The organism is Streptomyces sp. SP18CS02 (assembly GCF_036322365.1).
GTDB lineage: Bacteria > Actinomycetota > Actinomycetes > Streptomycetales > Streptomycetaceae > Streptomyces.
Genome location: NZ_JAQYXC010000256.1, coordinates 31,407 through 56,733, shown reverse-complemented (window position 1 = coordinate 56,733; position 25,327 = coordinate 31,407). Strand labels below are relative to the sequence as shown.

Annotated in this window: 11 protein-coding genes; 5 read left to right on the top strand and 6 right to left on the bottom strand. The window is 70.1% G+C overall.

Annotated features, from left to right (window positions below):
• From PUR26_RS05430 to PUR26_RS05405, 6 genes are all read right to left on the bottom strand, one after another.
• A complete protein-coding gene (locus PUR26_RS05430) occupies positions 1-2,451 on the bottom strand; it encodes a penicillin acylase family protein (protein WP_329869727.1) in 2,451 nt (816 codons plus the stop codon).
• 278 nt (positions 2,452-2,729) lie between these two features.
• Positions 2,730-3,104, bottom strand: a complete 375-nt coding sequence (locus PUR26_RS05425; RefSeq protein WP_329869726.1) for a VOC family protein — start codon at positions 3,102-3,104, stop codon at positions 2,730-2,732.
• A gap of 449 nt (positions 3,105-3,553) precedes the next feature.
• Positions 3,554-5,332 carry a VanW family protein gene (locus tag PUR26_RS05420; protein WP_329869724.1) on the bottom strand — a complete coding sequence of 593 codons (1,779 nt, stop codon included), beginning with the start codon at positions 5,330-5,332 and terminating at the stop codon, positions 3,554-3,556.
• 724 nt (positions 5,333-6,056) lie between these two features.
• Positions 6,057-7,226, bottom strand: a complete 1,170-nt coding sequence (locus PUR26_RS05415) for an amidase domain-containing protein (protein ID WP_329869722.1) — start codon at positions 7,224-7,226, stop codon at positions 6,057-6,059.
• A 275-nt stretch (positions 7,227-7,501) separates the two neighbouring features.
• Positions 7,502-8,614, bottom strand: a complete 1,113-nt coding sequence (locus PUR26_RS05410; protein ID WP_329869721.1) for an ABC transporter substrate-binding protein — start codon at positions 8,612-8,614, stop codon at positions 7,502-7,504.
• 463 nt (positions 8,615-9,077) lie between these two features.
• Positions 9,078-10,268, bottom strand: a complete 1,191-nt coding sequence (locus PUR26_RS05405; RefSeq protein ID WP_329869719.1) for an MFS transporter — start codon at positions 10,266-10,268, stop codon at positions 9,078-9,080.
• A 296-nt stretch (positions 10,269-10,564) separates the two neighbouring features.
• Here PUR26_RS05405 and PUR26_RS05400 point away from each other — a divergent pair, with 296 nt between their 5' ends.
• The 5 genes from PUR26_RS05400 (at position 10,565) to PUR26_RS05380 (ending at position 25,312) form a co-directional block, all read left to right on the top strand.
• On the top strand, positions 10,565-11,107 hold the full coding sequence (locus PUR26_RS05400) for an EF-hand domain-containing protein (protein ID WP_329869717.1): 543 nt from the start codon (positions 10,565-10,567) through the stop codon (positions 11,105-11,107).
• Positions 11,108-11,217: 110 nt separating this feature from the next.
• A complete protein-coding gene (locus tag PUR26_RS05395) occupies positions 11,218-20,604 on the top strand; it encodes a non-ribosomal peptide synthetase/type I polyketide synthase (RefSeq protein WP_329869835.1) in 9,387 nt (3,128 codons plus the stop codon).
• Between the two features lie 124 nt (positions 20,605-20,728).
• The gene (locus tag PUR26_RS05390; protein WP_329869715.1) at positions 20,729-21,895 is read left to right on the top strand and encodes a cytochrome P450; all 1,167 of its coding nucleotides are present in this window, start codon (positions 20,729-20,731) and stop codon (positions 21,893-21,895) included.
• Positions 21,885-23,579 carry a phytoene desaturase family protein gene (locus PUR26_RS05385; protein ID WP_329869713.1) on the top strand — a complete coding sequence of 565 codons (1,695 nt, stop codon included), beginning with the start codon at positions 21,885-21,887 and terminating at the stop codon, positions 23,577-23,579. Before PUR26_RS05390 ends, PUR26_RS05385 begins: the two co-directional genes overlap by 11 nt.
• 44 nt (positions 23,580-23,623) lie before the next feature.
• On the top strand, positions 23,624-25,312 hold the full coding sequence (locus PUR26_RS05380; protein WP_329869711.1) for a phytoene desaturase family protein: 1,689 nt from the start codon (positions 23,624-23,626) through the stop codon (positions 25,310-25,312).
• Positions 25,313-25,327 lie beyond the last annotated feature (15 nt).

The window sequence follows — 25,327 nt, the reverse complement described above, 5'->3', positions numbered from 1 at the left end:
TCAGTCCAGCACCTTGATCTGCAACTGCGGTGAGGCCGCGATCTGGTCCTCGGTGAACCGCTCGGTCACCCACTTTCCGGCCGAGAACAGCTTGGTCTGATCGGAATGGTGCGGCGAATCCGGGTTGGCCGACTGGGAGTAGGCCAGGACGGACAGCGCTTCCGGCGGCCCGTCGGCGGTGAACCGCACCTGCTGGATGAAGCTGGACCCGAAGACGATGTCCAGCCTTCCGTCGACCTGGCCGGGTGTGATCACGTTCAGTACGCCCAGTTGATGGACCGAGCCGTGGATCGGGAGCTGCTGACCGCCGCGGGTGACCTTCTGGATGTCCGACAGCGGAGCGTTCAGCGGAATGCCTGCCTTGCGCAGCGCGAGAACGGCCCGGCCGAACGCGTCACGGACGGCGGAGCTCCCGGAGTCCAGTGAATTCGGCGTGTGCACGGGGTCGTTGGCGTCGAAGGGGACCCGCCACGGCAGTTTCTCGATTCCCTGTCCGTTGAGCAGGAGGGACCAGTAGTTCGCGAAGAGCCAGGATCCCCGGCTGTCCGTCGAGTAGTCGTGACTCTTCCAAGCCGCGAGGACCGGACATGCCTCGCTGACGTTGACCAGCGTGCCGTCGACCAGGATCAGCCCGAAGGGGACGCTCTCGCACATCGACACCGTGGCGTTGAGGGCCAGGTCGGCGGCCCTGCTGTTGTCGGCGAACAGCAACTGTCCCATGGTCGCCGGTGTGAAACCCTTGCCCGGCAGTCCGTCGGTGCCGTTGATCCGGTGCTGCGCGGTCAGGATCAGCTCCTGGGTGCGCAGCGACCGGGGAGCCGCCCTGTCGCCCATCACCCGCGGATACGTGAGCGGTTGTCCCGGGTTGGCCAGCCAGGGGCTGTCGTTGGCGTTGCCGACGAAGTCGGACCGGATCAGACGTGGCTGCTTGTGCGGGTCCAGCAGCCCTGGTGCGGCCGCGTTCGGGTCGTCGGGCCAGTCGCATGCGCTGCGCTTGCCGTCGAGGATGGAGATCGGCGGTACGTTCGGCAGCCGTAGCGGCTGGTTGAACAGCAGTTGACCGGTCAGGGTGAGGCACGACTGCGCGTGCTCGTCGGTGATGTTCGGGGCTGCCTGGATGTCCGCGTACAGGGCCCTGCCCGTGCGGTCGGAGGCGACGGTGTTGAAGAACGGGATGCCCTGCGTGGTCTCCAGGATGTTCACCACGTCGTCGACGTCCTTGGCCCTGTCGAGCCGGAACCAGGCGTTCATCGCCCGCAGGTTGTCCATGTTCGCGTCGCGTACCGCGTGGGCGCTGACCGCCCAGGGCAGGGCGTTGCCCTGGAGCGATGTGGTGATCGGGCCGTAGCGGGTGGACCACAGGGTTCTGGTGACCTTCCCCAGGGAGCCGTCCGGCTTCAGCACCTCGACCCCGACCTGCTGGGAGGTCATCTTCTCCCAGGCACCGTCGACGAGGTACATGGTGGGGTTCAGCGGATCGACCTGTACGTCGAACAGCCCGAAAGGGGCCACCGTGGCGACGGTGTGGCTCCACGCCACGTTCTCGTTGTATCCGATGTTCACCGCGGGAAATCCCAGCAGGCTGGCTCCGGAGACGTTGATCTCGCCCGGGATGGTCAGCTGGCTCTGCCACATCCGGTTCTTGCCCTGCCACGGAAAGTGCGGGTTGGCCAGCATCATGCTCGTACCGCCTGACACCCCTTGCGAACCGACTGCCAACGCGTTGCTGCCCATGCTCTGCTGGCGGCTCACCGCCATCGCCTCGCGGATCCTCGCCGCGGTCCTCGCGGGTGAGGTCGCCGGCGGAGCGACGGCCGGCGTCCCCGGCGGCGCGGCGTTCACCAGGCCGTCCAGCAGCGCGTCGACGCTTCCCATGCTGATCTCGGCATGCGCGTGCCGGTAGACATCGAGCTCCGTGATCGGACGCACCCAGGCCGCACCGCGGCAGGACGGGTCGGAGAGGTTGTTCACGCCCGTCTCGGCCAAGTACCGGTTGTATCCCTGCACGTAGCCGCGAATGGCCTCCTTGACCTGCGGCTCCGGCCCGTCGGGGGCGGGCCGGGCGAGCAGCCGCTCCACCAACCCGTTGTCCTTGATCCGCTGGAAGCACAGGTCACTGTTGAGGTTGGTGGTGATGTTCTGGTTCTGGCCGGGACTCGCCTTGCCTTCGGGCCCCAGATGGCGGGACCTCTGGGCGTTGACCATGAGGTAGGTGTCGGCCAGGGTGCAGATGTTGTCCTTGGCCGCCGCGTAACCGTAGCCGGTTCCCAACCCCTCCCAGTCCGAGGCGATGATGTGCGGGATGCCGTACTCGGTGTAGCGGATCGTCGGCCTGTCCGGCCCCGGCCCCTGTGCGTCGGCAGGTGCCCCGGCCGCCACCATCGTGCTCATCACCGCCACCGCGGCCATGACCGCCATCGGCAGCCTCGCTCTGCTTCTCCTCCGCGCCATCGAGCCGTCCTTCCCCTGTGGTGGAGGCCTTCGTCCGAACGGGGCCACGCTAAGGAGGACCGATGAAATCTCGATGATGTCACCGCGCTCCGGACCGAAATCGCCGCCCGGAGTCCGCCCGGGGCTATGACGATGCGCGGCCGCTCATCGATGACAGGGCGGAACCCGGGCACGAGCCGGGGCATCGCATCGGCATCGGCGTCGGCGTCGGCGTCGATGAGCGAACCCTCCGGGCCGCACTCGAACAGCCGAGCGGCTTGGCGCCGGGACGTGTGTGATCAGAGGGGCTGGAGCCGAGTGCGCAGGAGACAGAACTCGTTGCCCTCCGGGTCGGCCAGGACGTGCCAGCTCTCGGTGCCGGTCTGGCCGACGTCGGCGGGCCTGGCGCCGAGAGCGAGCAGCCGCTCCAGCTCGGCGTCCTGGTCACGGTCGGTGGCGTTGACATCGATGTGCAGGGGGAGTTTCCCGGTCCGCGGGTCGCTGCTGGGACTGAGGACGAGGGTGGGCCGCGGGCCGGCGTCGGGCGGCCCGATGGCGATGCTTCCGTCGTCCTCCCGGCCGAGTTCGACGTAGCCGAGGACCTCGCTCCAGAATGCGGCGAGCCGGTCGGGGTCGGCGCAGTCGAGTACCAGCTCACTGATGCGGCATGCCATGCCCGCGAGTCTACGTGGACGGTCCGAGGGCCGATCGCAGGCCGCTGGAAAGGCGATCGACGACGCGGAGACCATCCAGCCGACCGGGTGGGCGTCCTCTGGGAGGGAGGCCGTGGCCACGGGTCCTCCGCGGCTGCGAGCGCCGCCCGTACCGGCGGCTCACCGTCCTCCCCCTCCCCCTCGCCCGGCTCACTGCCCACGGCCTGGGACGGCACATGGGAGGGGACCGGTCACCAGCCGCCCCACGGATCCCTCCGCGTCCTTCGCCTGCCCTCGCGACAACATCTACGTCGTCACCATGACACGACCGGACCGGCCGACCCTCGGACCGGAGGGCGCCCAGTCGGCGGGCGCGCCTTCGTCCCTGAGCCGTCGTCGCCAGGGAGTGTCTTCACCATGGCGTCACCGGCCAGACGGGATTTCCGAAGACACCTGGCGACAGGCGTGGGTCAGTCGAGCTGTGCGTCGGTGCCCGTCGCCCCGGTGGGCGGGGCGGAAGGTGACGCGGGCTGCTCAGGAGCGCAGGTCACCTTGTCGCGGGGGGTGTAGTGGGTGTTGTACTTCTCCCGCTTCACCTCTCGGCCGTTCTGGACGAAGACCCGGTCGACGCCGACGTCGAACCCTTCGAGGGGGGTCTGGACCTCGCAGGTGGGACCGTTGCCGGTGCGGGCGCCCGGCTGGGTGATACGGGTGCGTGGGCCCTTGGTCGCACGAACCTCGTCGTACTTCTTCGTTCCGAGGAGAGTGATGGTCACCGATGTGTCGGTGGATTGCGCCCGGACGTAGATCGCGTGCCCGGAGTCGTTGAGCCAGCGCAGATCGAGGGTGCCCCAGGCGACGGTGGCCTCCCGGCCTTCCGGGTAGCGCTCGATGTAGAAGGAGTGCGCACCGTGCTCGCGGGGCTTGAGGCCCGCGAAGAACATGGCGTTGTACATGGTGGTGGCGACGGCGGAGACCCCGCCCCCGGGCGACTTCACATACCGTCCGTCATTGATCATGATGCCGTCGACGAACCCGTTCTCCTTGGTGCGCCGGCCGACCGTGCGATTGAAGCTCCACTCCTGGCCGGGGAGCACGACCGATCCGTCGATGAGGTCGACGGCGCGGGCGATGTTGGTGCTGCGGTAGGGGGCGGCAGGGAAATCGACGGTGAAGGAGGAGACCTTCTCCTTGATGCCCAGCTGTCGGGCCGAATCGCCGGTGAGCCGGGGGCGCACGGGCCGTGCCTCGACGCGGCCGGTGCGCTCGGCGCCCGTGCGGGTCAGCAGGGGGAGGACGGCGTCGCCGAGAGCCTTCGCGGTGAGCTGCCGGCCCGCCTTGGCCTCCTTGGCGACCACCACCCGCTCAGCGGCGTCGAGGTCGAGCACCGCGTCCTCGGGGCCGCGCGCCGCTCCGCGCACCTGGGCGGCGAGGGCGGGGTCCGCGAGCAGGGCCTTGGAGTCCAGGGAAGGCACGAGCCGGCCGTGGCGGTCGGGCCGCATCGTCAGGTGTCGGCCCAGTGCGGAAGCGGCGACGGATACGCGGTCCTCGTCCAGGTTCAGTGTGACGGGGCCCGAGACGGCGGGCCGGGCGAACTCGTCCATCGCCCGATCCACCTCGCCCTGGCCGATACGTGGCGGAGTCTTCTTGACCGGCATGACGACGGGGCCGACGACCGGCGCGCGGGCGTATGCCTCACGTACGGCGTCCAGGGACCGGTCGGCGATCAGTGAGACGCCTGTGACGGGTGCGACGGCCTTGGCCCGGCCGGCCTCGAAGGTGATGCCTCCCTCGCGGACCTTCCGTGCCGTGGACGCGCCGATCTCGGCGAGCGCGCTCCGCGCCTTCTCCTCGTCCACGCGGAGCACCGGCTCGACGTTCTCGCTCCTGTCGGAGAAGAGCCCGCTGATCGCCGTGAGGGGGCCATGGGGGCCGCCGGCGGCGCGGTCCACGGTGGCGGAGGCGTCCAGGGAGAGCCCCAGGGCCGCGGGGTCCGCCTTTTCGAGACGGTCTCCGATCTTCAGGGTGACCGGGGCGGCGTAGGCCGCTCCGAGCTCACGCTTCAGTACCGTCTCGGCCTCGGCCCGGCTCATCCCGCCGATGTCCACGCCGCGCACCTGTGCGCCCTCGGCGATGTCGCCGGCCGTCAGCCCGGCGGCGTACAGAACGCCCAGCCCCAGTGCGACGGCTCCCCCCGCGACGGGCAGAACGAGTCGCCGGTTGTACGTCGTACGGCGTTCGCGTCCCATATATCTCCCTCGGCCCCCTACCTACCGGCCGAAGGCGCTACAGACCGCTTGAGCAGCCAGTACGTACTTTCGCCCGAAATGATCCACCACTATGGGGCCAAACCACGAATAATGTGATCGCTTTCACGGGAGACGAAGCCCCTGTCCGCTTCCACGACCGGGGGCAGGAGGCCGGCCGGTCACGGGGAGCGCGCCCCGGACGGCGCGACACCGGTCGGCCGGTGCGGGACCGGCGGGCCCCGCGCGAGACCGGCGCGGGGCCCGCACCGCTTCGGTCGCCGACGCCACCCGGGAAGGACATGGCGCCTCTCGCGAGGGACAGCGGCCCGGGGACGCACGATGCCCGGCCTCTCCGGATCGGTGAGGGCCGGGCATCGCTGTGCGCCATGAGCCGAGCATCGCTTGCGCCATGAGGAAAGGACCCGTCCGGCATCGCTCCCCGCGCGAGGCGGCGCGGTGGCCCGGCGGGGGCGCTTCAGGCGTCAGCCGCCCGGGGCGCGCGGGAGCCGATCCGGCGTGCCGTCAGGGACACCCGCCACGGGACCGGCGCGGTGAAGCCGGGGGCACCGGCGAACGCGGCGACGGGGCGGGGCGGCACGTCGGCGCCGAACGGGCGGGCCCACGGCACCGCACTGCGGGCACGGGCTCGGCCCGTGTCCTCGTCCCGGTGGCGGCGGCGCAGAACCGTTCCGCAGCCCGGTTCCGGGCTCGGTGCTGCCACCCGTCAGGTGCGGTACGCGTAGTACTTCGCGTTCGGGTACGACGCGAGGAGGCTCGACAGGGACTTCCGGTAGGTGTTGTTGGAGTGATAGGTGAGGTACGGCGTCCCCCGCCGGTCACGGTAGGAGACGATCATGGTGTGATCCTTCGAGCCGTCACGGTCGAAATCCACCTGGAGGACATCGCCGACGCCGAGTTCCCAGACGTTGGAGAGGTTGGCCGTCCGCTTGCTGGACAGGGCGAACCAGGACCATTCATTGACGCCCACCCAGGAGAGGGTGTTGCCGAGCTGCGGGTCGCTCCACCACTTGCGGTAGTCGTCCCAGGAGCCGGGGGCGTGCTTCCAGCCGCCGGCCTTGAGCGCCTGACTGACGAAGTTCGTGCAGTCGCCGCCCGCCCCCGCACCGTCGTACGACGGGTAGGCGGGGTTGTACTTGCTCCAGTACTTCTCCGCGTACGCCGCCATGGCCGTGTAGTCGTAGCCGTTGGCATTGTCGAGCGGCTTCGCCGCCGGCTGGCGCCCCGGACGGCTGGTCGCCGCCGCGGTCGCCACGGGCAACCCGTCGTCGGCGGTCGTCCTGGCCCGCGGCGTCCGGAGCGGCGCGTTGACCGGCGCGAGACCCGCGTCGGTCGCACGTATGCGGGTCATTTCCCACGCGCCGTCCGCCGCCCGGGCGAAGGCGATCTCGTGATGCGCCTGGAAGCCGGTGGTCCGGGCCTCGTCGCCCCGGACGTTCCCGTAGGTGAGGGTCGTGGTCTCCGTGACCCTGACCGTGGCCTTGCCGTCCGCCACCTTGGTGTCGTTCAGGGCCACCTCGGTGTCGGCCTTCGTGTACACCTCGCCAAGACCGTGGAGCCGCTTCTTCCGGTCACTCAGCCAGGACCATGCATCGCCTTCGGACCGCGCCACGGCAGAGGACAGGCGTACCCCTCGGTCCGGCAGCCGCGCGGAACGCCGCGTCGGCCCGCTCTCCAGCAGCGCCGCGGTCCGCTCGGTCAGCACAGCCTCCGCGGCCCGGCTGAAGGACTCGCCGGTGTCCCGGTCGACCGCGCCCGCAGCGGGCGGGGCGGCGGGCATGTACCACGAAGCGCCGGCCGTGGTGGGCAGCACGACGGTGGTCGCGGCAATCGCGAGCACTCCACCGACGGCGACCCTGAACGTGGATCTCTTCACGAAGACATTCCCCTTGTCACCCGGTCGACGCACGGACCGGGGACGGAATTTTCGCATGAACTCCCCCTGTGTGAAGGGAATGTGTGTCGCGATATCGATACAAGGCCGGTGGGCGGTCCTCGTCTGTCCGGATCTCTGCTGACGCCTCCGCAGCCGTATCCGGATCGGGCAGGGCAATGCAGGGCAGGGCACAGGAGCCTCGACCGTGGCGGACGGCCCGCAACGGCACCACGCTGAGCCCGCGGAGTCCGTGGAGTCCTGGAGTCTGTGGTGGGTCAGCCGGCGTGGAGGATCCGAAAGCGATCGAGGTGCTCCGGATCCCGGTCGACGACGTGGACCGACGTCCAAGCCCATTGCCAGAGGCTGATGTCCGGTGTACGGGAGAACCGGATCGGACCGCGGGTGCCCTCGACGGCCACGTGCGGCCAGGCTTCGGCGACGCGCGCCCGGTCCGCGCCGCGGGAACGCAGCACTTCGGCGAGGACCGCGATGGTGTCATAGCCCTCGAAGGCGACGAAGGAGGGTGCTTCGCCCAGCCGCTCGCGGAGGGCTGCCCCGACTCGTGCGCCGAGTGGGCCGAGACGCTCGGGCAGGTAGCGCAGGAACGGGATGCCGGCGCCGTCGCCGCCCAGCAGCGCCGCCCATTCGGCGAACTCCGGTTGCCCTGCCGGAGCACCGATCAGGATCTCCGGGAGACGTCGGTCGCGGCGCACGGACTTGACGATCGACACCGCCGGCTCCGGGTGGCCGGCCAGAAGAAGGAGGGCTGTCGCGCCGTGGTGGACGAGTTCGTCGCCCACAGCCGTCGGGGCGAGCGCGCTCATGTCGAGTTCGATGACGGTGCCGCCGCGTGGAGCCAGGTGGTCCCGCAGAATGCGGGCCCCGGAGGCCCAGTAGACACTCGGCTGGGCCGCCACGGCGATACGGCTGTGGCCCGCGTCGAGGAGGAAGTCCGCGTAGATCCGCCAGCCGTGGGACTGTGCCGGGGAGAGGCGCGCGACCCATCGCGTCGGCTGGTCGGTGAGCGCGTCGAGGACCGCTGACGAGCAGAGGAACGGCAGGCCGAGGGCGTCGGCCCTGAGGGCGGCGGCGCGAGCGACGACGCTGTGGTACTCCCCCGCCAGGGCGACCACACCCAGGCCCGCCAACTCGTCCACGGCAGCCTCGGCCCTCCGCGGATCAGCCGCGGTGTCCCGGACCACCAGTTCCAGGGTTCTTCCGGCGATCCCGCCGGCGTCGTTGACTTCGCGCACGGCCAGCTCGAGTCCGGCGAGCAAGTGCCGGCCCGCCTCGACCCAGCCAGGGCGAGTCAGCGGGACGAGAGCGCCGATCCTGACGGATGAGCCGTCAGCCGGCCGCTCATGGGCCGGTGTGGGGGGCGTGTTCATGGATGGCGTCTCCCGAGTGACGGTCCGGTTGCAGCGTGACCGGATCGCAGAAGTCAACGACAGTCGCGCCGAGAGTAGCGGAGCCGGGGAGGACCTGCGCCCGCACCCCGCCCTCCGTCCGTCAGCCGGCCCCCGTACCGCGGAAACTCCGCCCGGGACGTCGGGTGGTTCTGCTGATCGTCTCCGCATGAAACCGACCGACGATCACCAGCACACCTCCGGATCCGGCGCATGACCTTCGTCCGCTCGCGTATCGCTTCCTCAAGTCCTCCACCTCACGCCGGACTTCGCACTAAGTCGTCGGGCAGAGGGGGCACCGTGCCGGGGGAAGCCGAGGCTTTTGCGCAACCGTGTCCCCGGCCTGCCCAGGTCGTCCTCCGTGCCGCGCGGCCGCCCGGGAGGCCCGGCGCGGACAGGTCGACGAGACGCGCCGTGGCGAGGGGGCAGGGACCGGTGGCAGCCGTCAGGTCCTCGCCCGTACCGACAGCCGGAGCAGGTACACGGCCGCGGTCGAGACCAGGAGGGTCATGCACGCGATGAACACCAGCCCCGCACCCTCCAGACCGATCGGGCCCGAGAGCACCCCCACTCCGATCACCGGCACCGAGATGCCCGCGTAGGCCACCACGAACAACGTCGAGATCACCGCGGCCCGCCGGTCCTCCGGCGAGGCCGCGGACACCGAGGAGAGCGCCCCGCGGAACGCCAGTCCCTGCCCCGCCCCGCCGACGAGTGCGCTCAGCACGACCAGGGGCAGCAGGTCCCACCGCAGCGCCCCCGCGAGCAGCGCCAGTCCGAGGAAGAGCCCGGCGCAGCCCAGGGGCAGGGAGCGCCCGACCCCGACCCGGCCCACCGCCAGCTGGCCCGCGGTCGAGGCGAAGAAGGCCAGCGCGACGATCAGTCCGCTCACGAAGCGGTCGTCCACGTGCAGGGACTGGGACAGGAACGCCGGGCTGACCGACGTGAACACCCCGAACAACGCGAACCCCACGAACGAGGCGATCGCCGCAGGCCCGAACACCGCCCGCACCTGGGTGGGCAGGGCGGGCCGCCGGGGCCGTACGGTCTTCAGGGGCTGCCGTTCCCGCACGGTCTCCGGAAGCCGCCGCAGGACGACGGCCGAGCCGGCCACCAGCGCGATGTGCACACCGAACGGCAGGTACAACGGCCAGGGGGCGTACTGCGCGAGTGCCCCGGCGAGCAGGGGACCGCAGCCCAGCCCGCCCATGTTGGCGGCCGTCGCCACGAACGTGGCCCGGGAGTTCCCGCCGTTCGGGGCCAACTCCATCACGTACGCCGTGGCGGCACCGGTGACCAGACCGGCGGACAGCCCCGACAGCAGTCGGCCCGCGTACAGCCAGCCCAGCCCCGTCGCGGACAGGAAGCAGCCGGCGCCCGCCGCGGCGAATCCCAGACCCGACAGCAGCACCGGCCGCCTGCCGACGGCGTCCGAGGCATTGCCCACCAGCAACAGCACGCCGATGACTCCGAAGGCGTACACGGCGTAGACGACTGTCACCGTCAGCTCGGAGAACCCGAACTTCTCCTGATAAAGGCTGTAGAGGGGGGTCGGCAGTGTCGTGCCGGCCATGCACACGGCGAACACCGCGCCGGCGAGCACACACTGACGCCACCCTCGGCGATCACCGTCCATGGCGTCGACGGTATCCCCAGGCGCCTCCCCGCCGTCCCCGACGCGCCACCGGCGAGTACGGGGCTGATGAGTCGTCAGTGGCGCTTGGTGAGGACCACTCCGGTGATGCCGTCCCGGAACGGAGCGGTCCGGCGCGGGTGGGCTCACGGTCAACACTCATGGCGCTCGTCACTCGTTCGGCGTATATCGCACAGGAGGACGCGTGTCGACCACTCTGCGTGCGCAGTAAATCACCGTAGGCAATCGTCGCTGCATGGCCCCGCTCGCGAGGCCCGCAAAAGGAAAGGCCAACCCCCATGACGGTCAGTCCCCTCCAGGACAGGTCCCAGAGCATGTTCGACCTCTACGACACCGACGGCAACGGCAGGATCACGCTGGAGGACTTCCAGCAGCGGGCGGCGCGTATCGTCGACCAGTTCCCCCAGGCGGCTCCGCACAAGGCGCAAGCGGTGCGGCAGCAGTACGCCGAGCTGTGGCAGGAGTTGGCCGAAGCGGCCGACAGCGACGGGGACGGCCAGGTCACTCGGGAGGAGTTCGTGGCGGTCCTGGACGCGGCGACCACCGAGAACGTCGCCGCGTCGGTGGGGCACGACATGGCCGAGTTCAACCTCGCCGACGCCGACGACGACGGCTACATCGGCCAGCAGGAGATCGTTTCGCTCCTGAAGGCGTACGGAGTGTCCGCGCAGGGAGCCGAAGCGGTGCTCGCGATCGTGGACACGGACGGCGACGGGCGCATCTCCGGCCAGGAGTTCGCGGCCCTGCAGCGTGAGTGCTACGTCGCCACCGACCCGAACGCCCCGGGGTCCGAGGTGTTCTCGCGTCTCAGCAGCCTCTGACCTGTTGGGTCCTCGACCGCCCGTCGCCTGACGGCGGGCGGTCCGGCCTGTCGGCAGTTCCACGGGACCACCATCGCAAGGACGTTGACCACGACCGAGAGGGGAACGCCATCAGCCGCGACAAGATCGCCGTCATCGGTATCGGTTGCCGGTTTCCGGGCAGCGCGTCCAGCCACCGTGCGTTCTGGCAGAACCTGATCGACGGCCGGGACTGCATCACACCGACTCCGGCCGACCGGTACGACGTCACGACGCTCGGCACCCGGCACCCGGCCAAGCCCGGGCGGCTGGTCGGCGGGCGCGGTGGCTACATCGACGGGTTCGACGAGTTCGATCCGGTGTTCTTCGGCATCAGCCCGCGCGAGGCGGAGCACATGGATCCCCAGCAGCGCAAACTGCTGGAGGTCGCCTGGGAGGCTCTTGAGGACGGCGGGCAGAAGCCCGCGGAACTGGCCGGACACGACGTCGGCGTGTTCGTCGGCGCGTTCACTCTCGACTACAAGATCCTGCAGTTCGCCGACCTCGGCTTCGACACGCTCGCCGCGCACACCGCGACCGGCACCATGATGACGATGGTGTCGAACCGCATCTCACACTGCTTCGACTTCCGCGGCCCCAGCGTCTCGATCGACACCGCGTGCAGTTCGTCCCTGGTGGCGGTGGATCTGGCGTGCCAGAGTCTGCTCCGCGGTGAGAGCTGTCTCGCCCTCGCCGGAGGCACGCTGCTGCACATGGCCCCGCAGTACAGCATCGCCGAGACCAAGGGCGGCTTCCTGTCCCCCGACGGCCGGTCGTGCACCTTCGACGCCTCGGCCAACGGCTACGTCCGCGCCGAGGGCGTCGGCGTGGTCGCGCTCAAGCGCCTGGCGGACGCCGAACGCGACGGCGACCCGATCCACGCGGTGATCATCGGCAGCGGCGTCAACCAGGACGGTCGTACCAACGGCATCACCGTGCCCAACGCCGACGCCCAGGTGGCACTGATCGAGCGGGTCTGCGCGGAGGCCGGAATCAAGCCGGGCGACCTGCAGTACATCGAGGCGCACGGTACCTCGACACCGGTCGGCGACCCGGTCGAGGCCGCCGCGCTCGGCCGCGCCCTGTCGATCGGGCGAACGCGGGGTTCCCGGTGCTACATCGCATCGGTCAAAGCCAATATCGGTCATACCGAATCGGCCGCCGGGATCGCGGGAATGATCAAAGCCGTCCTGTCCCTCAAGCACCGCAGGATCCCGCCGCATATCAACCTGGAGCGGATCAACCCCGCCATCGACCTGGCGTCGATGCCCTACGAGATCCCGGTCCGGGCGGTCGACTGGCCCGCCCACGAAGGACCGGCGCGCGCCGGGGTGAACGCCTTCGGCTTCGGCGGCACCAACGCGCATGTGGTACTGGAGGAAGCGCCGAAGACTCCGGTGCGCGCGCTTGCCGCCCGGTCCGCCGGCAGCCCGGACACCGCCGATCCGTCCGCGCCGGCGGCGGAGCCGGGGTGGACCATCCTGCCGCTGACCGCCCGCGACCCGGCCGTCCTGCCCGGGCTGGCGGCGGGCATCCGACGGGAGCTGGCGGGCACCGGAGACGACGGCGCGCCCGTGTCACTGTCCGACCTGGGGTACACCCTGGCGCATCGCCGTCAGCACCTGGAGTCACGGCTGTCGGTCGTGTACTCCTCGCGCGGCTCGCTGGAGGAGGGCCTGGAGGCGTACGCGCGGGGCGAGGACCACCCACGCGTGCTCGTGGACCAGCGGCGTGACGCCGCGCGGCGGCGCCTGGTCTGGGTGTTCACCGGTATGGGGCCGCAGTGGTGGGCCATGGGGCGTGGCCTGTTCGAGAGCGAGCCGGTCTACCGGGAGGCGGTCGAGCGGTGCGACCACGAGATCGCCAAGCTCACCGGCTGGTCCCTGGTCCAGCAGCTCGCGGCCGACGAAGCCGACTCGAGGATGGACGAGACCTGGCTCGCGCAGCCGGCCAACTTCGCCGTGCAGGTCGGTCTGGCGGCACTGTGGCGCAGCTACGGTGTACGGCCCGACGCCGTCGTCGGACACAGCACCGGTGAGGTCGCGGCGTTCTACGAGGCCGGTGTCTACAGCCTTGAGGACGCGGTCGCCGTCGTCGTCCACCGCAGCCGTCTCCAGCAGCGGCTGACGGGCACCGGGACCATGCTCGCGGTGAACCTGACCGCCGCGGAGGCGGCACGGCGTGTGCGGCCGTACGGTGATCGGGTGTCGCTGGCCGCGTCGAACAGCCCCGGATCCGTCACGCTGTCGGGCGACCGGGACGCTCTTGAGGAGCTTGCCGCCGAGCTCCACGACGGGCAGGTCTTCGCCAGGTTCCTCTCCGTCCGCGTGCCCTACCACAGCGGGCGGATGGACCCGATCAAGGAAGAGCTGCTGTCCTCGCTGGCGGACCTGAAGCCCCGTGCGGCGCAGGTTCCGGTCTATCTCACCGGCAGGGAGGGCACCGCGCGCGGCACCGAACTGGACGCCGGCTACTGGTGGGAGAACGTTCGCGGCAGCGTGCGCTTCCGCGCGGCGGTCGACCGGCTGGCCGACGACGGTTTCGGCGTGTTCCTGGAGATCGGTCCGCACCCCGTGCTCGGTCAGGCGATGCAGGAGTGCCTTGCCGCACGGGGCGTCGAAGGCCGGACCCTGCCGTCGATCCGCAGGCTGAGGGACGAGCCCGAACAGTTCATGCGGTCGTTGGCCTCGTTGCACAACATGGGCGTAGACGTCGCGTGGGACGTGCTGCAGCCCGCCGGCCGTCCGGTGACGTTGCCGCCCTATCCCTGGAAGCGGGACCGCTACTGGACGGAGCCCGAGCCGGTACGGCAGATCCGGCTCGGCCGGCACGACCACCCGCTGCTGGGCCGCCGCATGGCGCACGCCGAACCCGCGTGGGAGACGAAGCTCGACCTGGAGACGTCGCCGTACCTGAGCGATCACCGCGTCCAGGGCAGTGTGGTCTTCCCCGCGGCCGGATATGTGGAGATGGCCGTACAGGCGGTACGGGCGATGACCGGCGGCACGCAAGCGGTCCTGGGGGACATCAGACTGCGCAAGGCTCTGTTCCTGTCCGGCGACGAGGCCGCGAAGGTGCAGCTGTCCGTGTCCGCGGAGAGCGCCGCGTTCACCATCGCGAGCGTGACGGGCGACGGCCGGGAACCGGCCGTGCACGCGAGCGGGTTGGTACGGGCCGGACAGCGCCGTCGTACCGTCGGGCCGCTCGACGCCGAAGCGGTCCGGGCGCGCAGCACACACCGGCTCGACGGTGCCGAGTGCTATGCGGCGCTGGCCGCCCTGGGGTACGACTACGGGCCGGCCTTCCAGGGGATCGGCGAGGTGTGGATCGGACCGGACGAGGCGCTGGCCCGCATCCGTCCGCCGGAGCCGCTCGGTGCGGATGCCGCCCGGCACCATATGCATCCCGCGCTGCTCGACGCCTGCTTCCAGACGCTGCTCGCACCGAGGCTGCGGGCCGGAGGGACGGGCGGACGCGGCACCGGCGTCCTGCTCCCACTGTCCATCGACGAGGTACGCGTCGATCCGGTGGGCGACCAGCCGCTGTGGGCGCACGCGACCGTGTCGCGCCGCGGTGCCGAGGAGATCGTCGGCGACATCTCCCTGTACTCCGACAGCGGCGTGCCGCTCGGCCGGATCAGCGGATTCCGCGCGGCGGACGTCGAGGAGGCGGCTACCACGGTCGGCCTCGGGACGGTGGACAGCTGGCTGACCGAGCTGACGTGGGTCGACCGGCCCCTCGATGCGGACGCCGCCGGGCTCGAAGCCGGCGCGGCACACGACTGGCTGGTGTTCGCCGACGCGGGGGGTCTGGCCGACGAGTTCGCGGCCGCGGTGACCGCGGCCGGCGGGCGCTGTCATCTGGTCCGCCCGGGCGACGGCTACCGCTCGGCGAGAGAGGACCACCCCTGGACGATCGCGCCGGACTCCACCGAGGACCTGGCCCGCCTGTTCACCGAGCTGCGCCAAGACCACGGCGTCCGGCCCGACGGCATCGTGCACCTGTGGAATCTCGACGCGCCGTCGATCGACGAGGTCGATCCCCTCACGCTCGACCAGCACACCGGCACCGGCGCCTACTCCCTGATCGCGCTCGCCCGGACCCTGCCGCGGGAACAGCCCGGCGCCCGGCTGCACATCGTCACGCGCGGTGCGCAGGCGGTGGCCGCCGACGACATCGTGGAGCCGCTGGGCGCGACGGCCTGGGGCGTCGGCCGTGTGCTGCGCCACCAGGAGCTGACCACGCACCGGGGCAAGCTCATCGACCTCGCCCCGACCCGGCCGGGCGATGTCGCGGCCCGCCGGTCGGAGGCCGAGGCGCTGTTGCGCGAGCTGTCGGTCGACGACGAGGACGAGATCGCCCTGCGCGCGGGCCGCCGCCGCACCAGCCGGCTGATGCCGGCCACCGGTCTCACCCGACCGCTGCCGTTGCGGCTGCGCGCCGACGGCAGCTACCTGGTGACCGGGGCGTTCGGCGCGCTGGGCCGGCTGCTGTGCCGCACCCTCGTCCGGCGGGGCGCGCGCCGTTTGATCCTGGTGAGCCGTACCGCCCTGCCCGAGCGTGGCCGGTGGCACGAGGTCGCCCCCGAGTCCACGGCCGGCCGCAACGTACGTTTCGTCAGGGAACTGGAGGAGCTGGGAGCCCACCCCGTCGTGGCACCGCTGGACATCACCGACGAGGCGGCCCTGGCCGCGTGGCTGGCCGACCACCGGGCAGCCGGGGCACCGCCGGTCCGCGGCGTGTTCCACCTCGCCGGACAGGTTCGGGACAAGCTGGTGCCGGAGATGGACCGAGGGACCTTCGACTCCGTGTACGGGCCCAAGGTGATCGGCGGCAGTGTCCTGCACCGCCTGCTGCGCGACGAACCGCTCGACCATTTTGTGCTGTTCGCCTCGGTCGCCTCACTGCTGACCACCGCCGGCCAGACCAACTACGCGGCCGGGAACGCGTTCCTGGACGCGCTGGCGCATCACCGCCGGGCCCACGCGCTCCCGGCGCTGAGCATCGACTGGGGGCCATGGGCGACCGGCATGATCGAGGAACTCGGGCTGGTCGAGCACTATCGGACGAGCCGCGGTATGCACTCGCTGTCTCCGGACACCGGTATGGCCGTGCTCGAACGGGTCATCGGGCTGGACCGCGCCCAGTTACTGGTCGCCACTGTCGTCGACTGGCCGCTCTTCGTCGCCTGGTACCCCTCCCCGCCACCGCTCGTCACGGAACTGGCCGCCGAGGGCGGCGCCCGGGACGCCGATGAGCACCGGAGTCCCGTCGACGCCTTCCGCGAAGCCGACGACGGGGAGCGTCGAAGGCTGCTGACCGAGCGGTTCACCGCGCTGGTGGCCGGTGTGCTGCGGGTGAACGCACAGGACGTCGGGTTGGCGGACGTCCTGGGTGCGCGGGGGCTGGACTCGCTGCTCGCGATGGAGCTGCGCGCCCGTGTCCACGCCGAGCTGGGGATCGCCCTGCCGGTGGTGTCATTGCTGAGCAACGCGCCGGTCGCCGAACTGGTCGAACAGCTGCACTCCGGCCTGGCCGGGCTGCTCGCCGGGGATCCGGACGGGAGCGGCAGCACGGCGATCGAGCTGTACGACGACGAGCAGCGGTATCCCCTGACCCAGAACCAGAAGGCCCTGTGGTTCCTGAAGCAGCTCAACCCGGACGGCTACGCCTACAACATCGGTGGCGCGGTGGAGGTGCGCGTCGACCTCGATCCCGAGCTGATGCGCACCGCGTTCGCCACCGTCATCGACCGGCACCCGAGCCTGCGCGCCAACTTCGTCATGGACGACGGCCGGCCGGTGCAGCTGATCTCCGCGGAGGTCACGCCGGACTTCGGCGTGTTCGACGTGCAGGACCGGGAGTGGGACGACATCCGGCAGATGATCATCGACGAGTACCGCAGACCGTACGACCTCGAACGTGACGCGCTGGTCCGCTTCCGCCTGTTCAAACGGGGTCCGCGGCATTGGGTGATCATGAAGGCGGTCCACCATGTCGTCTCCGACGCCGTCTCGACGTTCACCTTCATCGAGGAACTCCTCGCGATCTACGAGGGTCTGCGTCAGGGCCGGCCCGTCCGGCTGCCGCCGGTGCCCGCGCGGTACCTCGACTTCCTCAACCGGCAGAACCAGTTCCTCTCGGGCGGCGACGCGCGAAGGATGCTCGACTACTGGCGGAGCCACCTGCCCGACGAGGTACCGGTTCTCGCCCTGTCCACCGACAGGCCCCGCCCCGCCGTCCAGACCCACAACGGCGCGTCGGAGTTCTTCGCGCTCGACGAGGAGCTCAGCACGCGCGTGCACGCCTTGGCACGCGAGCACAACGTCACCGTGTACATGGTGCTGCTGAGCGCCTACTATCTGCTGCTGCACCGCTACAGCGGACAGGACGACATCATCGTCGGCAGCCCCGTCACCGGCCGCACCCACGAGGACTTCTCCTCCGTCTACGGTTACTTCGTCAACCCGCTGCCGCTCTACGTGAACCTGGCCGGTGAGCCGTCGACCGCCGAGCTCCTGTCACGGGTACGCGACACCGTGCTCGGCGGCCTGGACAACCAGGAGTACCCGTTCGTCCTGCTGGTCGACAAGCTCGGCCTGCGGCACGACCCCAGCCGGTCCGCGGTCTTCCAGGCGATGTTCATCCTGCTCACCCACAAGGTCGCCACCGAGCAGTACGGCTACCGACTGGAGTACATCGAACTGCCAGAGGAGGAAGGACAGTTCGACATCACCCTGTCGGCGTACGAGGACGAGGCCGAGGGCCGGTTCCACTGCGTCTTCAAGTACAACACCGACCTCTTCGAGCAGAACACGATGCGACGGCTGGCCTCGCACTACGTCAACCTTCTCGACGGGCTGACCCGGGCGCCCGCCGACCGACCCGCCACCCGGACGGCCATGCTCGGCGCCAAGGAGCGCGCACGCATCCTCCACGAGTGGAGCGGGGCCGGCAACCGGACCGATCACGACATCCCCGTGCACGAACTGTTCCGCCGGGCCGCCCTCGCGCACCCCGGGGCGATTGCCGTATCGGCCCCGTCGGAGCCGGGCGCCACGCGTCGTCTCACGTACGCCGAGGTCGAGCACCGCTCCCGCGTCCTGGCCCACCGGCTGCGCGCCCGGGGGGTGGGTGAGGGCACGGTGGTGGCGTTGTGCCTGGACAAGACGCCGGAGCTGGTCGTCAGCCTGCTGGCGGTGCTCCGGGCCGGTGGCGCGTACCTGCCGCTGGACCCCTCGTACCCGGCGGACCGCCTGGCCTACATGGTCCACCACGCCGACGCGTCCCTGGTCGTCGTCGAGGACGAGGACGGGCGTACACGGATGAGCTCCGCGGCCGCCGGGGTACTGACCCTGGAGGAGCTGCGCCGGTCCGGTCCCCCCGTCGAGGCGCCGCTCGACGTCACCATCGACCCGGACGCCCTGGCCTATGTCATCTACACCTCCGGCTCCACCGGCCTTCCCAAGGCCGGGCGGGTCAGCCACCGCAACCTCGCCTCGGCGTACGGCGGGTGGCGGGAGAAGTACCGGCTCGACCACGACGTACGCGTCCACCTCCAGCTCGCCGGCCCCGCGTTCGACGTCTTCACCGGCGACCTCGTGCGTGCGCTGTGCTCCGGCGGCACGCTGGTGCTGGCCGGCCGCGAGCTGTTGTTCAACACGGCCCGCCTGTACGAGACGATGCTGGCCGAGCGGGTCGACTGCGGCGAGTTCGTGCCGGCGGTCGTGCGCGCCTTGATGAACCACTGCGCGCACGAGGGCGTGCGCCTGGACTTCATGCGGCTCCTGATCGTCGGTTCCGACGCCTGGAAGGTCGAGGAGTACCAGCGACTGCACGGTCTCTGCGGCCCGCGCACCCGCCTGGTCAACTCCTACGGGGTCACCGAGGCGACCATCGACAGCACCTGCTTCGAAGGGCCGGCCGACGCTCTGGAGCCGAGCCGGATGGTGCCGATCGGGCGGCCCTTCCCCAACAGCGAGGTCTACATCCTGGACGGGTACGGCGAACCGGTGCCGCCGGGTGTGCCCGGCGAACTGTGGATCGGCGGCGACGGTGTCACCCTCGGCTACGCGGGTGACACCGAGCAGACCGCCCAGCGCTTCGCCGCCCTGGCGCTGGCCGGGGAGGCCGACGCCCGGCCGGTACGGGCCTACCGCACCGGTGACCTCGCGATCTGGGACGCTGAGGGCTGTGTGCACCTGCTCGGGCGCGTCGACTCGCAGGTCAAGCTCCGGGGCCACCGCATCGAGCTCGGCGAGGTCGAATCGCGGTTGGCACTCTGCCCCGAAGTGGCGCAATCGGTGGTGACCGTACGGCATGACACCCAGGGTGAACCCTTCCTGTGCGCCTACTGCGTACCGGTGGGCGGCGTGGAGCTGGACCCGCGCCGACTGCGCCGTCACCTCGCCGGCTCCCTGCCGACCTTCATGATCCCGTCGCACTTCGTCGCCCTGCCCGCCCTGCCCCTGTCCTCGAACGGCAAGGTCGACCCGGCCGCTCTGCCCGCACCACGCTTCCACGGCGCCGAACGGCCTCACGAGCCGCCGGTGACGGGCTACGAGGTGCGCGTCGCCGAGCAGTGGCAAGCCGTACTCGGCCTGGAACGGATCGGTCTGCGCGACGACTTCTTCGAGGCCGGCGGCAGCTCGATCAAGCTGATCGAACTGGTCCACCGCTTGCAGCACGAGTTCGGTGTCCCCATCCCCGTCAGCCATCTCTTCAAGATCACCACACTCCAGGGCATGGCCGGGACGGTGGAGCGGATCGCCACCGGCCGCACCACCGACACACAGCCCTACCTGCGGTTCAACGAAGGCGGCGGGTCACAGCTCTTCTGTCTCCCGCCGGCCGGCGGCCATGGTCTGGTCTACCGCGGTTTCGCCGCGCACCTGCCGGAGTACCGGATCACCGCGTTCGACTACCTGCCGGGCGACGACAAGACACAGCGCTACGCCGATCTTGTCGAGTCGCTCCAGGCGGAAGGCCCCGTCACCCTGCTCGGCTACTCGCTCGGCGGCAACCTCGCCTTCGAGGTGGCCGGGGAACTGGAGCGGCGCGGGCGTGAGGTGGCGCACGTCGTCATCGTGGACTCGTACCGCATCCGCGAGTCGTTCCGCCTCTCGGACGAACACCTCAAAGCCTTCGAACACGAGCTGGGCGAGCACCTGCGCAAACACACCGGGTCGGAGACGGTCGCGAAGGACACGCTGGAACAGGCCAGGGAGTACATCGACTTCTGCGGCCGCACCCCGAACACCGGGACGGTCACGGCCCCGGTCAGTGTGATCTCCGACGAGCGGAAGGCGGAGTTCTACGCCGTCGGTCAGGACGGTGCCTGGCACGGCGGTTCCACCACGCGCACGGCGGTGTTCCGGGGCTCGGGGGTCCACGCCGACATGCTCGACCCGGGCCATCTGGAGCGCAACACGAGCGTGGTGCAGGCCATTCTGACGGGAGCTGCGACGAATGACTCGTGACAACGGGGGTTCCGCCGCCGGACGAAGCTCCCGCGGAAGGGAAGGGCCCGACCCGCAGACGCAGGCGCCGCGGGAGCCCTTGGCCTTCCCCTTCGCACCGGGTCCAGGCCTTGAGCCCCATCCCGTGTACGCGCACTTGCGCGAGCAGCCGCTCGCCCGTGTCCGGCCGGCCTACGGTCAGGAAGCCTGGCTGGCGACCCGGTACGCCGACGTGAGGCAGGTACTGTCGGACCCGCGCTTCAGCCTCGCCGCAGCAGTGGGCCGGGACAAGCCGCGCACGGGGGCGGAGGCCTGGGACCAAGTGGGCCTGATGTCCCTTGACCCACCCGGACACACTCGACTGCGCGGCCTGATGACCAAGGAGTTCAGCGCCCGCCGGATCGACCGGCTGGCGGATCGTGCCCGTCACCTCGCGGACCAGCTCCTCGACCGCGTCGTGGAGTCCGGGCCCCGGGGGGACCTGGTCGGACTGTTGGCCATCCCCCTGCCGTTGACACTCAACTGCGAACTGTTCGGGGTCCCGAGCGACCACAGCCGCTTCCGCACCTGGCTGGAAGACACCCTGTTCGGCTCCACGGTGGACGAACTCACCGAGCAGCCGGCGACAATCACCACCCATGTGTCCGAACTGCTGGCCCTTCGACGGGGAGAGCCGGGCGACGACCTGATCACCTCTCTACTGCGGGCCGGTGAGCGGGGCGAGGTCACCGAGGACGAGCTGCTCGCCCTCGTGGTCGATCTCGTCGTCGCCGGCTTCGTGACCGTCGCCGGCCAGATCACAGCATCCCTCTACCATCTGCTGACCCGCCCCAGACTCCTCGTGCGGCTCTCCGAGCAACCGGAGACCATCCCCGCCGCCGTGGAGGAACTGCTGCGGTACGTGGAACTCCTCGACTTCACCGCCCCTCGCTACGCCAACGAGGACGTCGAGCTGGGCGGGGCACTCGTCCGCGCCGGTGAACCCGTGCTCACGGCACCGGCGGCCGCCAACCGGGACCCCGCGGTCTTCCCTCATGCCGATCACCTCGTTCTGGACCGTAGTGGCCCCCCACATCTCGGCTTCGGGCACGGTGCGCACTTCTGCCTCGGAGCCCATCTGGCCCGGCTGGAACTGCGGGTGGCCATCGAAACGGCGCTGCGACGCCTGCCCGGCCTGCGGCTCGCCGTCCCCGAGGACGCCCTGCGCTGGAGGACTGGGGGCATCGCGAACAGCCTTCATGAGCTGCCCGTCGCCTTCGATGTGACCCGTTCGCGCGCCATCAGGGAGGCGGACCGCACCGATGGCGCATGACACCGATCCGGAGTGGAGCCGTCGCGACCGCCCTCCCGGCGGCAAGCCCCGCGTGCTCATCATCGGTGCGGGGGTGGGCGGGCTGTCGACCGGGTGCTACGCGCAGATGAGCGGGATGCAGACCCGAATCCTCGAGAAGCACGTACTGCCCGGAGGCTGCTGCACAGCCTGGGCGCGTGACGGCTATGTCTTCGACTACTGCATCGAGTGGCTGACCGGCACGGGGTCCAACAACGACGCCGCGAGGATCTGGCGTGAGCTCGGGGCGTTCGACGGCAAGACGATGACGAACTTCGAGATGTTCAACACGGTGGTCGGTGAGGACGGCCGTTCGGTGACGTTCTTCAACGACCCCGAACGGCTGGAGCGGCATCTGCTGGACATCTCCCCCGCCGATGCACGGCTGATCCGGGCCTTCTGCCGGGATCTGAGACGGTTCACCGAGATCAACCTCTACCCGTTCCTGACAGCGCCGCCGCTGCGGACCGCTCGGGAGCGACTCCGCCTGCTCCGCACGATCCTTCCTGCCTTCCGGCTGCTCTGGCGTACCGTCGCCACCTCGATGGAGTCCTTCTGCGGAAAGTTCCAGGACCCGCTGCTGCGCCGGGCGTTCCCCTACATCTTCTTCCAGGACCACGAGGTCTTCCCGCTGCTGCCGTACCTGTTCAACCTGGCCAGCGCTCACCACGGCAACGCCGGCTTCCCCCAGGGCGGGTCGCTGGGCCTGTCACGCTCCATCGAGGAGCGGTACACCTCGCTGGGCGGCCGGATCGACTACCGTGCCCGGGCCGACCGGATCCTCATCGAGGCCGATCGGGCCATCGGTGTCGAACTCAGGGACGGAACACGGCACTACGCCGACCATGTCATCTCGGCCTGCGACGGGTACACCACGATCCACCGCCTGCTGGACGGGCAGTACACCAGCCCCACTGTCGACAGGCTCTACACCAGGATGCTGCACGAGCCGGCGCTCGTGTATCCGGGCGTGGTCTCCGCGTTCGTGGGCCTGACCGGTGACGTGGACCCGGACACGCCGCACAGCATCACCTATCTCCTGTCCCAGCAGGACAGCGCCGCCCTGCCGGCCGTCCGGCAGAACAGTATGGTGGTGCAGCTGCGTTCACGCTACTGCGACACGTTCGCACCGCCGGGCAAGTCGGTCATCCACTGCACGTACTTCAGCGACTTCGCCTACTGGAAGGCGCTGCGGAGCACCGACCGCAGGGAGTACCGGGCACGCAAGCTCGAGGTCGCCGGCTTCGTGCGGGGATTCCTTGAGCGGCAGCATCCGGGCATCGGTGGGCGCATCGAGGTGATCGACGTGGCCTCGCCGGTCACGATGCAGCGGTACACCGGCAACTGGGGCGGCAGCATCCTCGGCTGGAAGTCCTTCACCGAGGCCGAGGCCCTCGCGAACAAGCTGGTCAACAGGGACCGGATGCGCCTTCCCGGCCTGAGCGGCTTCTCCATGACGGGTCAGTGGGTCGGCGGCGGCAGCCTCATCCGCACCGCGTCCGCGGGGCGGTACGCAGCGCAGTATCTGTGCGAGGAGTTCGGCCTGGAGTTCAGGGCCCGGGACAGTCCCGGCGCCGAGCCCTGGCACCGCGGAAAGCTCGGCCGGCTCCCCCAGCTCGACCCCCGGCCCACGAGCCGGTCGACCCATGTCCATGGACAGCCATGAGGAGGACGCCGGCGATGCCGCCATCACAGCGGAACAGGGAGTCGATGATCATCATTGGTGGCGGCCTCGGTGGCCTGTCCACCGGCTGCTATGCCCGGATGAACGGCTACCGGACCCGGATCTTCGAGATGCACGAGATCCCCGGAGGCTGCTGCACCGCATGGGACCGCGGCGACTTCACGTTCGACGGCTGCGTCAGCTGGCTGCTCGGCAACGGACCGGGCAACGAGATGCACCGGATCTGGCTCGAGCTCGGTGCGTTGCAGGGCAAACAGATGAGGCACTTCGACGTCTTCAACATCGTGCGCGGCAGGGACGGCAGATCGGTGTACTTCTACTCCGACCCGGACCGGCTGGAGGCTCACCTGCTCTCCCTGTCACCGGCCGACGCCCGCCTGATCCGGGACTTCTGCCGCGGTCTGCGCAAGTTCCGCGAGTGTCTGGCCGTCTATCCGTTCCTCAAGCCGGTGGGTCTGATGGGACGGTCGGAGCGCTGGCGCATGCTGGCCTCGTTCCTCCCCTACGTCAACGTCATCCGGAAGTCGATGGCGGTGCTGATGACGGACTACTCGGCACGGTTCAAGGATCCGCTGCTGCGTGAGGCGTTCAACTTCATCCTCTACGAGAAGCACCCCGCGTTCCCCGTCCTGCCGTTCTACTTCCAGCTCGCCGCGCACGCGAACCGGTCGGCGGGTGTTCCCGAGGGCGGTTCGCTCGGGCTGTCGAAGTCGATCGAGCGGCGCTACCAGCGGCTCGGTGGTGAGATCACCTACGACGCCAAGGTCGAGGAGGTGCTGGTCGAGAACGACCGGGCGGTGGGGGTACGGCTCAGCGACGGACGCGAGTTCCGTTCCGACATCGTGGTCTCCGCCTGCGACGGCCACACGACGACGATGAAGCTGCTGGGGGGCCGCTATCTCGACGAGACGTACCGGAAGCTGTACACGAGCACCATCAAGGAGCCGGGCATGGTGTTCCCCGGCTACGTCATGCTGTTCCTCGGCCTCGGCCGTCCCTTCCCTCAGGGCGATCCGTGCACCACCTATCTCCTGGACGAGACGGTGGCGGCGAAGCTGACGGGTGTGCGCCATCCCAGCGTCAATGTGCAGTTCCGCAGCGCGCACTACCCGGAGCTGTCCCCGGACAGGACGACCGTCGTCTACGCCACTTACTTCTCGGACGCCGCTCCCTGGCGCGCCGCGAACGCGGAACAGCCGGAGCAGAACACCCGCCAGTACCGCGGAAGGACGGTGCACACCCGCCCGCTGCGCCATGGACGGGAGTACTACGCGGCCAAGCGTCAGGTACGCGACGCCCTGGTGACGTTCCTGGACGAGCGGTTCCCCGGGTTGCGGGACGCGATCGTGGTCCGTGACCTCTCCACGCCGCTCACCCAGGTCCGCTACACGGGCAACTACGACGGAACCGTGCTCGGCTGGCAGCCCTTCGTGGAGAGCGGCGAGACGTTGGAGTCGCAGATCAAGAAGCGCGGGCCGGTGCTGCCGGGCCTGGAGAACTTCTACCTTTCCGGTGTGTGGGCCACCACCGGCGGCCTCATCCGCGCCGCGGCGGCGGGACGCCACGTCATGCAATTCGTCTGCCGCGACGACGGCAAGGAGTTCACCGCCGGCATCGACGACAGCGCGCCACCGCCGACGCACCTCGTCATCCCCGTGGGTGGGCCGCCACCGGCCGTGGCCGCCCCGGAGGAACTCTTCTCCCTCCCCCATTGAGTCCGTCGCACAGAG

Coding starts and splice junctions, on each gene's coding strand:
- PUR26_RS05430 (WP_329869727.1), bottom strand. CDS start 2,451: ATGGCGCGGAGGAGAAGCAGAGCGAGGCTGCCGATGGCGGTCATGGCC.
- PUR26_RS05425 (WP_329869726.1), bottom strand. CDS start 3,104: ATGGCATGCCGCATCAGTGAGCTGGTACTCGACTGCGCCGACCCCGAC.
- PUR26_RS05420 (WP_329869724.1), bottom strand. CDS start 5,332: ATGGGACGCGAACGCCGTACGACGTACAACCGGCGACTCGTTCTGCCC.
- PUR26_RS05410 (WP_329869721.1), bottom strand. CDS start 8,614: ATGAACACGCCCCCCACACCGGCCCATGAGCGGCCGGCTGACGGCTCA.
- PUR26_RS05405 (WP_329869719.1), bottom strand. CDS start 10,268: ATGGACGGTGATCGCCGAGGGTGGCGTCAGTGTGTGCTCGCCGGCGCG.
- PUR26_RS05400 (WP_329869717.1), top strand. CDS start 10,565: ATGACGGTCAGTCCCCTCCAGGACAGGTCCCAGAGCATGTTCGACCTC.
- PUR26_RS05385 (WP_329869713.1), top strand. CDS start 21,885: ATGGCGCATGACACCGATCCGGAGTGGAGCCGTCGCGACCGCCCTCCC.
- PUR26_RS05380 (WP_329869711.1), top strand. CDS start 23,624: ATGATCATCATTGGTGGCGGCCTCGGTGGCCTGTCCACCGGCTGCTAT.